The following is a 13,944-nucleotide window of genomic DNA, read 5'->3' as shown; positions in this document are numbered from 1 at the left end:
GTCAGACCTTCGGGCGCGTGTCGGCGGCCGGGGCCGGGGCGGAGGAGGCGTTCCGGGCGGCCGGGGCTGCCGGGCGGCGGCGGACCAGCCAGAAGACACCGGTGCCGACGGCCAGCGTCGCGCCGACGCCGACCACTCCGGCGAGGCCGCCGGACAGGCGCGCGTCGTCGACGTCCTCGGTTCGGTAGTCCGCCAGCGGGGAGTTCCCGAGGGCGTGCTCCTCGGCCTTCTCGTCGATGCCGTGGTCGGCCGCGACCTTCTCCAGCCCGTCGGGGGACGAGGAGGCGTAGAAGCTCACGAAACCGGCCAGGACGAGCGCGAGCACGACGCCGACGACCCACAGGGTCCGCGCGCTCCGCCCGCCGTTGCCGACGGCGGTTCCGGCACCGACGGCGGTCCCGGTGCCGGCACTGGCGTTGGCGTTGGCGTTGGCGTTGGTGTCCACGGTGTCAGGCCGCCTTCGTCTCGGTGCCGTTCCCGGCAGGGGCGGTGCGCAGTTCCAGGGGGGCCACGAGGTCACGCGCGCCGTACACCAGGTCCGGCCGCACGGCCACGACCGCGCCGACGGTCAGCGCGGTGATCGCCGCCTCGCCCAGGCCGATCAGGACGTGCACGCCGACCATCGCGCCGGCGACCGTGCCCATCGGCACGTCGGTGGTGCCGCCGAGGGCGTAGAAGCCGGTGAACGCCAGGGCCGAGGCCGGCACGGAGACCAGGGCGGCGACGAACGAGGCCGCGGTGACGCTCGCCCGGGTCCGCGGCAGGGTCTTCACCAGCAGCCGGAAGAGCCCGTAGGCGACGACGACGGTGACCAGGGCCATGTCCGTGATGTTGACGCCGAGCGCGGTCAGCCCGCCGTCGGCGAACAGGACCGCCTGCATCAGCAGCACCACGGACACGCACAGGATGCCCGTCCACGGCCCCACCAGGATCGCGGCCAGCGCACCGCCCAGCAGGTGCCCGCTGGTGCCGGCCGCCACGGGGAAGTTGAGCATCTGGGCGGCGAAGACGAACGCCGCCACCAGGCCGGCCAGCGGCGCGGTCCGGTCGTCCAGCTCGCGGCGGGAGCCTCGCAGGGCCACGGCCACGCCGGCCGCGGCGACGACCCCCGTGGCCACGGAGACGGGTGCGTCGATGAATCCGTCGGGTACGTGCATCGCCGGCCTCTCCAGGTTGTTGGACCATACGATGGTAATGCCCTGTTGCAACCCTGTTGCAAGAGCTTCCGCACCGCTCTTCCGTGCTTCTCGCCGCAGCCGCGTGCTCTCCGCGCACCGAGTTGCCCGCTCCCGGCGGGCCGCGAACCATGGGTGGGTGAGCGACGAGGCGTACCTGAGGTTCCCGCACCTCCACGGCGACCTGCTCTGCTTCGTCGCCGAGGACGACCTGTGGCTGGCCCCCCTGGCTCCCGGCGGCGGCACCGCGAGGGCCTGGCGGCTGACCGCGGACCGGACCCGCACGGGCCCCCCGCGCTTCTCCCCGGACGGCTCCTCCATCGCCTGCACGCACTGGCGCAGTCTCGACCCGGAGATCCACCTCGTCCCGGTCGGCGGGGGCCCGGCCCGCCGCCTGACCCACTGGGGCAGCGTCGACGCCCGGGTGTGCGGGTGGCTGCACCGCACCGGGGAGGGGACGCGGGACCAGGTGCTGGCCGTCTCCTCGCACGCCCAGCCGTTCCCCCACTTCTCCTGGGCCTACGCGGTGCCGCCCGAGGGCGGCCCGGGCGCCCGGCAGCCGTGGGGGCCGGTCTCGGACATCGCCGTCGGCACCCTGGAGGGCCGGCGGCAGACGCTGCTGCTCACCGGCCGCCCGCCCCACGAACCGGCATCGTGGAAGCGGTACCGCGGCGGGGCGACGGGACGGCTGTGGCTGCAGGGCACCCGGCTGCTGCCCGGACTGCGCGGGAGCGTCTCCGACCCGATGATCGTCGCCGGCCGCGTCGCCTTCCTCTCCGACCACGAGGGCATCGGCAACCTCTACTCCTGCCGGGCCGACGGCAGCGACCTGCGGCGGCACACCGACCACGACGCGTTCTACGCCCGCCACGCCTCCACCGACGGCCGCCGGGTGGTCTACCAGTGCGCGGGCGGCCTGTGGCTGGCCGACGACCTCGAGGACCCGGCGGCCGTGCCCCGCCGCCTCGACGTCCGCCTCGGCGGGCCGCGCACCGGCCGCCGCGCCCACCAGGTGCCGGCCGCCGCCAACCTGGACGACTTCGCCTGCGACACCGCGGGCCGCGCGAGCGCGGTGTGCGTGCGCGGCAGCCTGTACTGGATCACCCACCGCGACGGTCCGGCGCGGGTGCTCTCCGACGTGCCGGGGGTCCGGGTCCGGCTGCCGGAGATGCTCGGCACCTCCGGCCGCGTCGCCTGGGTCACCGACGCGGAGGGGGAGGACGCGATCGAGACCGCCGACCTGCCCGGGCAGGAGGCCCCCGCAGTCCCGGCGGAACTCTTCGCCGACCAGGCCGGCGCGGCCGAACCCCCGGAGCCCGGCACCTCCCCCGGCTCCCGCGACACGGCGGGCGGCACCCCGGGCGACGCGGCGGGCGGCTCAGCGGGCGGCGCGTCCCGCGGCACGCCGTCCGGCGCGTCCCGCGGTGCAGCGGTGCGGCTGGCCGCCGGGCGGCTGGGCAGGGTGCGCGAACTGGTCTCCTCCCCCGACGGCCGCACCCTGGCCGTCGCCGCCCACGACGGGCGCCTGCTGCTGGTCTCCGCCGCGACGGGCGAGGTCACCGAGCTGGTCCGGGCGTCCAACGGGCCCGTCCGCCACCTGGCGTTCGCGCCCGACTCCGGCTGGCTGGCCTGGTCCCATCCCGGGGTCGGGCGCTCCCTGCGCCGGATCAGGATGGCGGAGCTGTCCGGGGAGCGCCGCCTGGTCGACGTGACGGACGACCGGTTCGAGGACGAGCAGCCGGTGTTCACCCGGGACGGCAAGTACCTGGCGTTCCTGTCCTGGCGGGGGTTCGACCCGGTCTACGACGTGCACACCGGCGACCTGTCGTTCCCGCTCGGGTGCCGTCCTTACCTGGTGCCGCTGTCCGCGGACGTCCCGTCGCCGTTCGCGCTGCCGGTGGACGGCAGGCCGGGCGGCGCCGGGGCGGTCCCCGGCGGGTCTGGCGGGGACGGCCGGGTGGTGGTGGAGCCGGAGGGGCTGGCGAGCCGGGTGGTGCCGTTCCCGGTGTCCGCCTCGAAGTACTCCTCGCTGGCGCCGGTCCACGGCGGGCTGGTCTGGCTGCGGTGGCCGCTCTCCGGCGTGCTGGGCGAGACCTTCGCCAACCCGGCGGACACCTCGGGGCGTCCGGCCCTGGAGCACTTCGACCCGGCCAAGGGCGTGCGCACCGAGCTGGCCGCGCACGTCGACCGGTTCCGGGTCGGCGGGGACGGCATGCACCTGGTGGTGGAGGACGCGGGCGAGCTGCGGGTGGTGCCGGCGACCGAGCGGGACGCCTCCGCGGAGGTCGTGGTCGACCTGCGGCGGATCCTGCACGAGGCCGACCCGGCGGCGGAGTGGCGGCAGGCGTACGCGGAGGCCGGCCGGATCGTGCGGGACCACTTCTGGGACCCGGGAATGGGCGGAATCGACTGGCCGGCCGTGCTGGAGCAGTACCGGCCGCTGGTCGAACGGGTCGCCTCGCCCGGCGAGTTCGCCGACCTGCTGCGCGAGGTCATGGGCGAGCTGGGCACCTCGCACGCCTACGTCACCCCGTCCCGGCGCAGCGAGGGGCCGCCGCACTACCAGCGGCCCATCGGTCTGCTCGGCGCCGACTTCCGCCGCACCCCCGACGGTTCGTGGGCCGTCGCGCGGATCCTGCCGGGGGAGTCGTCGGACCCGCGGGCCCGTTCCCCGCTCGCCGGCACCGGCGTCCGCGAGGGCGACCTGCTGGTCCGCGTCGACGGCCGCCCGGTCGACCCGTCGGCCGGCCCCTGGCCGCTGCTGTCCGGTGCGGGCGGGACCACCGTGGAGCTGACGTTCGCCCCCGCCCCCTCCGACCCGCCGCGCCCGCCGCGTCCGCCGCGCCGCGTCGCGGTGGTCCCGCTGGTCGACGACCGGGCCCTGCGCTACCAGGACTGGGTGGCCCACCGGCGCCGGGTGGTGCGGGAGACGAGCGGGGGGCGCTGCGGCTACCTGCACATCCCGGACATGGGCGGTTCCGGCTGGGCCCAGTTCAACCGGGACCTGCGGACCGAGGTCTCCCTGCCCGCGCTGATCGTGGACGTGCGCGGCAACGCGGGCGGCCACATCAGCGAGCTGGTGGTGGACAAGCTGACCCGCACGATCCTCGGCTGGGACCACACCCGCGACGCCGAGCCCGTCTCGTACGCCTCGAACGCCCCGCGCGGCCCGGTGGTGGCGCTGGCGGACGAGGCCACCTCCTCCGACGGGGACATGATCACCGCCGCGTTCAAGCTCCTGGGCCTGGGGCCCGTGGTGGGCGTCCGCACCTGGGGCGGGGTGGTCGGGACGACCGGGCGGCACCGCCTGGGCGACGGCACGGTCATCACCGTGCCCATGAACGCCGCCTGGTTCGACGCCTACGGCTGGTCGGTCGAGAACCACGGGGTGGAGCCGGACATCGAGGTGCTGCGCACCCCCGTGGACTGGGCCGAGGGCAGGAACTCGCAGCTGTCGGCGGCGGTCCGCACGGCGCTGGAGCTGCTGGAGGAACACCCGGTGTCCGGCCCGCCCGGACTGTCCGGCCTCCCGGACCGCAGTCGGCCGCCGCTCCCGCCCCGGCCCGCACCCTGACCCGGGGGCCGGGCGGGGCGGGAGCGGCGGCCGGGCTCGGGAGGAGAGCGTGCGGGGAGGGGCGCGCCCCGCCCGGGGTGCGCCCCTCCCGGGGTGCGCCCCTCCCCGCGGAGCGTGCCTCAGCGGTCGAACCGCTCCCGGCCCTCGTCCGTCCTCTGCTCGCCCTTTTCCCGGAGGTCCTGCATCTTGCCCTGCATGCCCTCCTGGCCCTCGCCCTCGGTGCCGCGCGAGGTGCCCTTGTGCTCGCCCCCGTGCTCGCCCTTGCGCTCGGCCATGCGCCTCTTGGCCTCTTCGGCCATCTCCTGGGCCTTGTGCTTGAACTGGTCGCCGATGCCCATGATCACTCCCTGAGGGGACGGTTGTTCGGGCCCAACCAGGCTTGCACAGGCGAACACACGGCGCATTTCGGGCTTTCCGTCCCGGTTCCTCCCCGGTCCCCCGCCGGGTGCGCGGCCCCGCGTCACGCCGTCACGCCGTCACGCCGGCCCGCCGGCCCCGCCGGTCCGTGCGCCGGCCCGTGCACCGGCCTGCGCGTCGGCCTGGCCGCCCCGCCCGACGAGCTTGCCGCGCGTGCCGACCGTGGCCCGCAGCCTCGGCTCGAAGCGCTTCATCTCCTTCTTCCCGACGGTGGCCACGACCGAGGGGACGTACCCGCGCACCGACTGCATGCCGCGCAGCCACCACTGGGCGTAGACGTGCACCGAGCGGCGCCCGATCCCGGCGACGATCCGGTCGACGGCCGGCTCCAGCGGGTAGGTGCGGTTGGTCGGCCAGGGCAGCCGCGACCGCAGCTCGCGCAGCACGTCGTCCTCGTCGGCCCCGCGCACCATGTCGGTGTCGGTCCAGCTCAGGTAGCCGACGCCGACCCGCACGCCCTTGTGCGCGACCTCCGTGCGCAGGCTGTGCGCGAACGCCTCCACGCCGGACTTGCTGGCGCAGTAGGCGGCCATCATCGGCGCCGGTGTCAGCGCGGCCAGGGAGGCGATCTGCAGGTAGTAGCCCCTGCTGGCCACCAGTGCGGGCAGGAAGGCCCGGGCGGTGGCGACGCTGCCCAGCAGGTTCACCTCGATGACGCGGTCGAAGGCGTCCGCGTCGCTGTCCAGGAACGGGCCCCCGGTGGCGATGCCCGCGTTGGCGACCACGACGTCGACCCGGCCGTAGCGGGCGAGGATCTGCCCGGCCGCCTCCGCCATCGCGGCGCGGTCGGTGACGTTCGCCTCCCAGGCGCCCGCGTCGGGCCCGCAGCTCTCGGCGACCTGCTTCAGCTCCACCGGCTCCAGGCCGACCAGCGCGAGCTTCGCGCCGCGCCGGGCGAGCTTGCGCGCCAGCATCGCGCCGACGCCGCGGGCCGCGCCGGTGATGACGACCACCTGTCCGTTCAGGTCCTTCTTCACGCGTTCTCTCCTTCGGCGACGGGCGCGGTGGCGGTGACGGGCTCGGAAGCGGCGGCGCGGGGGACGGCGGCGCCGCGCGGGCGGTCGTCGGACGGACGGCCGGCGGACAGGTGGTCGGCGGACAGTTTGCGCAGGAGGCCGACGACGGCGTCCGGGTCCTCCAGCGGGGTCATGTGCCCCAGGCCGGGAAGCTCGGTCACGCCGACGCAGTTCGGCAGCGCGTCGGCGATGCGCCGGGCCAGCACGGGCGGGGTCAGCCTGTCCACGGTGGACGTCAGCACGGCGGTGGGCGCGGTCAGGTGGACGAGGTTGGCCTCCACCTCCAGGGCTGCCAGCATCCGCCCCCAGCCGGCGCGGACCCTGCGCGGGCAGGCGTGCACCAGCCGCGCGCAGGCCTGCACCGCGTCCTTCGCCGAGTCCGGGCCCATGGTCCCGTACTTCAGGGCCGCACGGCTGACCGCGCTGATCGGTCCGAGCGGAAGCGCGGACGACAGCACCGCCTTCTGCAGGGCGTGGCGCAGCGCCCCGGCGCGCAGCGGCAGCACCGTGGCCTCGGCCACCAGGCTGCCCGCGCCGGTGTTGGCCAGCAGCACGGCCGCGGCGCGGTCGCGCACCGCGGGCCGGTCGGCGGCGGCCATGATCGTCATGCCGCCCATGCTGTGCCCGGCGAGCAGGACGCGTTCACCGCGGTCGACGGCGGCGTCCAGGACGGCCTCGAGGTCGTCGGCCAGGGCCGTGGTGCTGTACCCGTCCCTGCCCGGTGCCGCACTGCGGCCGTGGCCTCGCTGGTCGTACAGGACCACGCGGTGGTCGGCGGCCAGGTCGCGCACGACCGGCGCCCAGAAGACGGTGGAGCAGGTCCAGCCGTGGCTGAGCACCACGGTCGGGGCGCCCTCGGGGCCGTGGACCTCGACGTGCAGGGGGGTCCCCGCGGAGGAGACGACGCGGAACTCCCGGGCCGGGGTCACGGGTGCGAAGCGGTTCACGCGGCGCCCTCCCCTGCGGCGGCGGGCACCGGCAGGCCGGCGCGGGCGGGAGCGGGGGCGGCGGAGGTGCCGGCCGGCACCGGCTCGTACTCCGACAGGGTGACGTTGCGGGTGGCCCTGCGGAAGGCGCCGGTGGTGCCCGGCCAGGCGGTGGTGTTGCGGCCCTTGTCGTCGAGGTACCAACTGTTGCAGCCTCCGGTCTTCCACACGGTGGTCTCCATGGCCTTCTGCACGCCGTCGGTCCACTCCTTCACGGCTGCGGCCGTGGGCTGCAGCGCCTTGTGGCCGGTGCGGTCCAGGGTCCGCAGGTAGTCGGCCATGTAGTTCAGCTGGGACTCGATCATCAGGATCATCGAGCTGTTGCCCAGACCCGTGTTGGGGCCGATGATCATCAGGAAGTTGGGGAAGCCGTCGACCGTGGTGCCGCGCAGCGCCCGCATCCCGTCCTCCTTCCACTCCTCGGCGAGGGTGGTGCCGCGCGCGCCGGTGACCCGGTGGGCGATCGGCATGTCGGTGACGTGGAAGCCGGTGCCGAAGACGATCGCGTCGACCTCGCGCTCGGTGCCGTCGGAGGCGACGACGCTGCTGCCGCGGACCTCCTTCAGCCCGGAGGCGACGACCTCGCAGTTGGGCCGCGTCAGCGCCGGGTAGTAGGTGTTGGACAGCAGGATCCGCTTGCAGCCGATGGTGTAGTCCGGCAGCAGCTTGGCCCGCAGCTCCTTGTCCTTGACCGCGCGGTACAGGTGGTTCTTGGCCAGCTGCTCGACGGTCTTCATCATCACCGGGCGCTTGACGAAGGCGCCGACCTGCATCTCCCGGACGATCCACAGCAGCGCGCGGCGCGCGGCCGAGGTGGCCGGCAGGACGCCGTGCAGCTTCCTCTCGAGCCCGGTGACCGGGCGGTCCATCCGCGGCATCACCCAGGCGGGCGTGCGCTGCAGGACGGTCAGCCGCTTCACCAGCGGCTGGATCGAGGGGACAATCTGGATGGCCGAGGCCCCGGTGCCGACCATCGCGACCCGCTTGCCGGCCAGGTCGTAGTCGTGGTCCCAGCGGGAGGAGTGGAAGACCTTGCCGGGGAAGTCCGCCAGCCCGGGGACGTCGGGGATCTGCGGGTCGGACAGCGGGCCGGTGGCGGAGACGACCATGTCGGCGGTCCAGCGGCCGGCGGCCGTGTCCAGCTCCCAGTGGGACTCCTCGCCGTTCCAGCGGGCGCCGCGCACCTCGGCGCCGAACCGCAGGTGCGGGCGCAGGCCGAAGGTGTCGGTGACCTTCTCCAGGTAGGCGCGGATGTCCGGCTGCCCGGAGAAGCTGCGCGGCCACTCGGCGTTGCGGGCGAAGGAGAACGAGTACAGGTGGGAGGGCACGTCGCACGCGCACCCGGGATAGGTGTTGTCGCGCCAGGTCCCGCCGACCGCGTCCGCGCGCTCGAGGATCACGAAGTCCGTGACGCCCTCGCGGCGCAGCCTCACCCCGGCGCCGAGCCCGCCGAACCCGGAGCCGATCACCGCCACCCGGACGTGCTCGGCCTTTCCTCCGGCCGCTTGTGCTGCCATGCCGTCGCCTCCCGCACTCACGACTCTGCCAGCAATCACTGGCACGTTTCTCGGAGGGTAGAGCACTGGCGTTACCGGCGGTAGGGGTCTGCGGCGGGCAATCTGCTCCGCCACCGCACTCCCCCTCCCCCGTCCCTCCCCGCGCTGCCCCCTTCCCTTCCCGTCCCGCTCCCCCCGCGACGCCGGGCCGCCCCGTCCGGCCCCAACTAAGCTGACCGGCGTGGCTGAAGACCCAGAAGCGCCCAGGTCCCGGCGCGAGTACCGCGTGGAGGAGCTGGCCGAGGCGGCCGGCATAACGGTGCGCACACTGCGCTTCTACCGCGAGCGCAGGCTGCTGCCGGCCCCGCGCCGCGAGGGCCGCGTGGCCTGGTACTCGGAGGAGCACCTGGCCCGGCTCAAGGTGATAGCCGCCCTGCTGGACCGCGGCCACACCCTCGGCGGCATAGCCGAACTCCTCGGCGCCTGGGAGGAGGGCCGCGACGTCGCCGAGCTCCTCGGCCTGGAGGCCGCGATCACCACCCGCTGGTCCGACGAGACACCGGTGCGGCTGACCTGGGACGAGGCCGCAGAGACCTTCGGCGAACAGCTCACCGACGAGGCCCTCGACGCAGCCGTCGGCCTCGGCTACGTGGCCCTCGACGAGGAGGGCGCCACCCACGTCAGCCGCCGCCTCCTCGACGCCACCACCACCCTGATGGGCGAGGGCGTGCCCCTGACCGCCGTCCTCGACGCGGGCCGCCACGTGCGCGAGCACGTGGACGCCATGGCCGAACGGTTCGTCGAACTGTTCCGCACCCACGTCCTCAACCTCGACGAGGCCAAACTCCTCCCCGGCGAGGCCGCCCGCCTGGCCGAGGCGCTGGAACGGCTGCGCCCGGTGGCGGGCGAGGTCGTCCAGGCCGAACTGGCCATGGCCATGGACCGGCGCATCCGGGCCGAGATCGACACCCTCCTGCGCCCCGGCCCCGGGGCCGCTCCCGAGGCCGGGCCCGGCCTCGACCCGGGCCCGGGACCTGCCCCGGGACAGGCGGGGACGGGGACGGGACAGGCGGGGACGGACCCGGGGCATGAGCCCGTCGGCGGCTGACGTCCGGGCCCGCGCAGTCCGAATCCGCGCCCGTCACCCCTGCCCACCGGCGCACTCCCGCCTTTACGATGGGCGGCTGTGAACGGGCGACGGAACCACGGACGGAGCGGTGCGGCGGCACGCACCGCCCTGCTGTGCTGCCTGCTCGCCGCAGTGTCCCTGTTCTGCTGCTCCTGGGCCTCGACCGGCTCCGCACCGTCCCCGGACGCGATCGCCGCGGACCGTACCGGCACCGCCGACCGCGCCGGCACCGCGGACCGGGACGGCCGCCCCGTGCACGGTCCCGAGAGCCACCGCGATCGTCCCGCCGGCGACCACGGCCCCGCCGACGCCGACCGGGACGGCAGCACCTGCCACGGCGAGAAGCACCGCACGGTACAGGTGCTGCTCCCGCCCGCCCCCGCGGTCCAGGCCGTCACCGCCCCTTCACCCGCCACCGACCGGACGGCCGGCGGCGAGGGCATCCGCGGCCCCTCCCACGACGCCGCGCCCTCGGTCGACCTGCACCGGCTGCAGGTCCAGCGGACCTAGAGGAGAGCGTCCGCGCCCGGCGCCCTCCGGCGCCCCTGCGTACCTCCGCGCCGCCCCGCGGCGCGGGAGCACCGCATCACCGCGACACCCCCACTCCCCCATCCCTTTCTTCCTGCCGCCGCGCCCCGGGCGCGGCGGGGACGAGGACACACCTCATGGGTTCCGCAAAGCAGAACAAGCCGCTCCCCAACGACCGCCGGGCCAGGCTCGACGAGATGCGCCGCCAGGCGCGGGCGCGCGACCGACGCAACCGGATCATCACCGTCACGGCCTCCGTCGCGGTCGTCGCCGCCCTGGTCGTCGGGGGCACCTACCTGTTCACCGCCGCCGAGGAGAAGCAGAAGGCCGACGCCGCCCCGGTCGAGGGCGTGCGGACCTGGAAGGACCTGGGCCGCGAGCACGTCGACAAGGCCGTCTCCTACAAGATGGCGCCGCCCGCCGGCGGGGACCACAGCCCGGCCTGGATGAACTGCAACGCCGACGTCTACGACAAGGAGATACCGAACGAGAACGCCGTCCACTCGCTCGAGCACGGCGCCGTCTGGGTCACCTACAACAGCAAGGCCGCCGAGGCCGACGTGGAGAAGCTCTCCGACAAGGTCTCGGCCACCCCCTACAGCCTGATGAGCCCCTACAAGGACCAGGAGTCCCCCATCGCCCTCAGCGCCTGGGGACACCGGCTCGAGGTGAAGGACGCCTCCGACCCGCGCATCGACCGCTTCTTCAAGCAGTACGTCCAGGGCCCGCAGACCCCCGAGCCCGGCGCCGCCTGCACCGGCGGGGTCGGAGCGTGACCGGCGACGGACGCACCGGCGGACACACCGGCGCGGACTCCCCCGCCGCCGGGGACACCAGGGGCACGCCCGGGGGCGAGCCCCTGGAGGAGACCCTGCCGGACGACCTGCCGGACGACCTGCCCGAGTCCCCGCCCGGGGGCCGGGGCGGGCGTCTGTCCCGGCCCCTCCTCTCCGTCGGCGCCGTGGCCGGCGTCCTGGCCGCCGCCCTGGCGGGCGCCCTGCTGACGCTCGCCCTCACCGGCTCCGACGGCCCTTCCGTGCCCGGCGAGGACTCCGCGGACGTCGGCTTCGCCCGCGACATGGCGATCCACCACCAGCAGGCGGTGGAGATGTCGTTCATCGTCCGGGACCGCACCGACGACGAGGACGTGCGCCGGTTCGCCTACGACGTCATCAACACCCAGGCCAACCAGCGCGGCATGATGCTCGGCTGGCTGGACTCCTGGGGCGTGACGATCGGCTCCAACACCCCGCCGATGCAGTGGATGGAGCACGGCCGGTCCGGCGGATCCGGCGGATCCGGCGGGCAGCACGGCGGGCAGCACGGCTCCGCCGCCCCGGACGGCCGGGACGCCCCGGCCGGCTCCGGCGGCGGCGCGCTCATGCCCGGCATGGCCACCGAGGCCGAGCTGGAGCAGCTGCGCGAGGCCGAGGGCGAGGAGGCCGAGGTGCTCTACCTGCGGCTGATGACCGAGCACCACCGCGCCGGCGTCGACATGGCCGAGGCGGGCGAGGAGATGGCCGGCACCGAGGAGATCAGGGACCTCGCCGCCGGCATGGTCGAGGGCCAGGCGTCCGAGATCAACCTCATGGCCCGCATGCTCGCCGAACGCGGCGCCGCCACCGGCTGACGGCGCCCCGCGTGCCGTGCCCGGGAGGGAGGCGACGAGCGCTTCCCCCTCCCGGGCACGGCCGTCAGGCCGCCCCGATGATCCGGTCGCCGTACTCGATCGACACCGTGATCCGTGCCCCGAGCGCAGCAGCATAGGTGCGCATGGTTTCGAGGTTGTGGATCTCGCCGTTCTCGATCTGCGAGACCCGCGCCTGGGAGATGCCCAGAGAAGCACCCGCCTGTGCCTGAGTGAGCCCCTGCTCCTTGCGCAGCTCGCGCAGATGGTGCCCCAGGACGTACGCCTCGGTGGCCGTGCGCGCCGCCTGCTTCCGGGACTCCCATTCCGCATCGGAGAGTTCCGGACTGCTTTCGCGCAGCCGCTGCTTCACTTCGGACCACTTGCTGTACCGGATCGTCGGACCTCCAGTTCCTCACCGCGTCCGCCCGCGGGCTCAGGACGATGCCGGGATCGTTCCGGATGCTTCGGGCGGTCGGTCCCAGACCATGTTGATCATGCGTTCGAAGACGACGTAGCCGGCCCGCCGGAAGGCCGCCGCCATCGGCGCGTTCCCGACGTCCGTGGACGCCCTGATCCTGGGGACGTCCTGTGCCGCGACGGTCCGGGTGCCCTCGGCGAGGATGTCGTCGACGTAGCCGTTGCCCCGGTGCTCCGGGAGTACGGCCAGGTAGCCGATGGTCGCGTTGTAGCTGTTGCGGCCGGGGGCGACGAAGCCCACCGGCGTGCCGTCGGGGAGGGTGGCGACGCGCCACCGGTCGCGCCACCGCTCGTAACCCCGGATCTCGTCCTCGTAGTGGGCGGTGGCGGCCTCCTCGGCGGTGGCCGTCCTCGCCAGGTCGTCGATGCTGTGGGCGTCGAGTGTGCCCTCCAGGGCCCGGGCCATCAGCCCGACCAGTTCCTCGCGGTCGCGCACGGGCCGGAACCGCAGCCGCCCGCTCGGGGCGGCCAGCGGCGTCCCCGGCCGCCACTCCAGGCGCAGCCGTTCCACGAGGAGCCGCGCCCCGGTCCGTTCCAGGACCGTCACCCGGTCCTCGACGGCCCTCCGGACCGCCGCGTCCTCCCGCCAGTCGGGCGGCAGCATCCGGTCGTACTCCGGCATGCGGGCGCCCCGCGGGACGACCTCGGCCGCCGCGGCCTCCAGGAGCCGCACGCCGATCGCGACCCGCTCCGGGTCGGTGTCGTCGACGTCGAAGACGTTGAGCAGGAACGGCTCGGTGTCGCCGTCCCTCCCCCACCAGCCGGCGCGGGCCACGAGGCGGCCGCCGCGCAGGGCCACCCACATCCATTCGGGCCGCCGGCGGCCCGCCTCCAGGTCTCCTGCCAGTTCCTCGTTCAGCACGTAGGGGAACCGGCGGAAGAGGTCGAGCTCCTCGCGCCCGGTGATCGGGCGGATCGTCAGGTTGTTCGTCAGGTCGTTCGGTACTGCGGTCAAGGCACTCTCCGTCGAGGGTGCGCCCGCCCGTTCCGGGGTCAGATGCGTTCCGCGCCCCGGGAGGCGACGGGCGCGGTCAATGCTGCGGACATCGCTCGTCCCTCCTCTCCGTCTCACGGCCCCCGCCCCCACCGGGCGGAGGTCCCGCCCCGTTCTACCGGCGCCCGAGGTCCCCGGCAACCGGTTTTCCGTCTTCTCGCCGGCCCGCACGGACGGCGTGCCGTCACCGCCGCGGGCGGTGACGGCACGCGCTGCCGGGCCGGGCCGGGCGGGGCGCCGTCCGGCGGGGTTCACCAGCGGGGCAGCTCCGGGCGGCGCGCCGTGCCGTCGGACGCGCCGGTGAGGACTTCGCGGGCGTTGGCCAGCTGCCGTCTGCGGCGGCGTTCGCGCCCTGTCAGGGTCCCGAGGAGGACCCCGAGGAGGACCGCGGTCGCACGGGCGGTCGTCGCCACGGCGCCGGCCGCCGCCGCGACCGGTCCGATTCCGTTCTTCACGCCCACGGCCGCCGTGCCCGGGACTGCCCGCTCCTGCGGTACCGGGGCGCCGGCCGGCGCGGGAGCG

General features: G+C 75.0%; 12 protein-coding genes and 1 pseudogene. 5 read left to right on the top strand and 8 right to left on the bottom strand.

Annotation, left to right across the window (positions count from 1 at the left end):
• Position 1: 1 nt before the first annotated feature.
• Positions 2-1,157, bottom strand: a pseudogene (locus tag GQS52_RS16295) (energy-coupling factor ABC transporter permease).
• Positions 1,158-1,314: 157 nt separating this feature from the next.
• Between GQS52_RS16295 and GQS52_RS16290 the strand changes: the two are divergent.
• Positions 1,315-4,749, top strand: a complete 3,435-nt coding sequence (locus tag GQS52_RS16290; protein ID WP_259370817.1) for a S41 family peptidase — start codon at positions 1,315-1,317, stop codon at positions 4,747-4,749.
• 119 nt (positions 4,750-4,868) lie between these two features.
• Here the strand turns inward: GQS52_RS16290 and GQS52_RS16285 are convergent, their stop codons facing one another.
• From GQS52_RS16285 to GQS52_RS16270, 4 genes are all read right to left on the bottom strand, one after another.
• Complete coding sequence (locus tag GQS52_RS16285) at positions 4,869-5,087, bottom strand: hypothetical protein (protein WP_182314119.1); 219 nt, start codon at positions 5,085-5,087, stop codon at positions 4,869-4,871.
• Between the two features lie 138 nt (positions 5,088-5,225).
• Complete coding sequence (locus GQS52_RS16280; protein WP_182314118.1) at positions 5,226-6,143, bottom strand: SDR family oxidoreductase; 918 nt, start codon at positions 6,141-6,143, stop codon at positions 5,226-5,228.
• Positions 6,140-7,129 (bottom strand): alpha/beta hydrolase, encoded by a 990-nt coding sequence (locus GQS52_RS16275; RefSeq protein WP_182314117.1) that lies wholly within the window; start codon positions 7,127-7,129, stop codon positions 6,140-6,142. Before GQS52_RS16275 ends, GQS52_RS16280 begins: the two co-directional genes overlap by 4 nt.
• Positions 7,126-8,685 carry an NAD(P)/FAD-dependent oxidoreductase gene (locus tag GQS52_RS16270; protein WP_182314116.1) on the bottom strand — a complete coding sequence of 520 codons (1,560 nt, stop codon included), beginning with the start codon at positions 8,683-8,685 and terminating at the stop codon, positions 7,126-7,128. The genes GQS52_RS16275 and GQS52_RS16270 overlap by 4 nt, the downstream gene beginning before the upstream one ends.
• Before the next feature lie 220 nt (positions 8,686-8,905).
• On the opposite strand from GQS52_RS16270, the gene GQS52_RS16265 reads away from it, so the two are divergent.
• The 4 genes from GQS52_RS16265 to GQS52_RS16250 all read left to right on the top strand — a co-directional run bounded on the left by GQS52_RS16265 (position 8,906) and on the right by GQS52_RS16250 (position 11,951).
• Positions 8,906-9,772 carry a MerR family transcriptional regulator gene (locus GQS52_RS16265; protein WP_259370816.1) on the top strand — a complete coding sequence of 289 codons (867 nt, stop codon included), beginning with the start codon at positions 8,906-8,908 and terminating at the stop codon, positions 9,770-9,772.
• Between the two features lie 78 nt (positions 9,773-9,850).
• Positions 9,851-10,303, top strand: a complete 453-nt coding sequence (locus GQS52_RS16260) for a hypothetical protein (protein WP_182314115.1) — start codon at positions 9,851-9,853, stop codon at positions 10,301-10,303.
• 155 nt (positions 10,304-10,458) lie between these two features.
• Complete coding sequence (locus tag GQS52_RS16255) at positions 10,459-11,097, top strand: DUF3105 domain-containing protein (RefSeq protein ID WP_182314114.1); 639 nt, start codon at positions 10,459-10,461, stop codon at positions 11,095-11,097.
• A gap of 155 nt (positions 11,098-11,252) precedes the next feature.
• Positions 11,253-11,951: a DUF305 domain-containing protein gene (locus tag GQS52_RS16250; RefSeq protein ID WP_259371131.1), complete on the top strand. Its 699-nt coding sequence runs from the start codon at positions 11,253-11,255 to the stop codon at positions 11,949-11,951.
• A gap of 64 nt (positions 11,952-12,015) precedes the next feature.
• Here GQS52_RS16250 and GQS52_RS16245 read toward each other — a convergent pair whose 3' ends face one another.
• The 3 genes from GQS52_RS16245 to GQS52_RS16235 form a co-directional block, all read right to left on the bottom strand.
• The gene (locus GQS52_RS16245) at positions 12,016-12,321 is read right to left on the bottom strand and encodes a helix-turn-helix domain-containing protein (protein WP_259370815.1); all 306 of its coding nucleotides are present in this window, start codon (positions 12,319-12,321) and stop codon (positions 12,016-12,018) included.
• A gap of 63 nt (positions 12,322-12,384) precedes the next feature.
• Entirely contained in the window at positions 12,385-13,383 is a 999-nt protein-coding gene (locus GQS52_RS16240; RefSeq protein WP_259370814.1) for a GNAT family N-acetyltransferase, read from the bottom strand.
• 290 nt (positions 13,384-13,673) lie between these two features.
• Positions 13,674-13,877 (bottom strand): hypothetical protein, encoded by a 204-nt coding sequence (locus GQS52_RS16235; protein ID WP_182314113.1) that lies wholly within the window; start codon positions 13,875-13,877, stop codon positions 13,674-13,676.
• Positions 13,878-13,944 lie beyond the last annotated feature (67 nt).

The organism is Streptomyces sp. SCUT-3 (assembly GCF_014083985.1).
Classification (GTDB): Bacteria; Actinomycetota; Actinomycetes; order Streptomycetales; family Streptomycetaceae; genus Streptomyces_H; species Streptomyces_H thermolineatus.
Note: the sequence above shows the minus strand (reverse complement) of the source record. Positions and strands in the feature narration are given on the sequence as shown.

Coding starts and splice junctions, on each gene's coding strand:
- GQS52_RS16285 (WP_182314119.1), bottom strand. CDS start 5,087: ATGGGCATCGGCGACCAGTTCAAGCACAAGGCCCAGGAGATGGCCGAA.
- GQS52_RS16270 (WP_182314116.1), bottom strand. CDS start 8,685: ATGGCAGCACAAGCGGCCGGAGGAAAGGCCGAGCACGTCCGGGTGGCG.
- GQS52_RS16255 (WP_182314114.1), top strand. CDS start 10,459: ATGGGTTCCGCAAAGCAGAACAAGCCGCTCCCCAACGACCGCCGGGCC.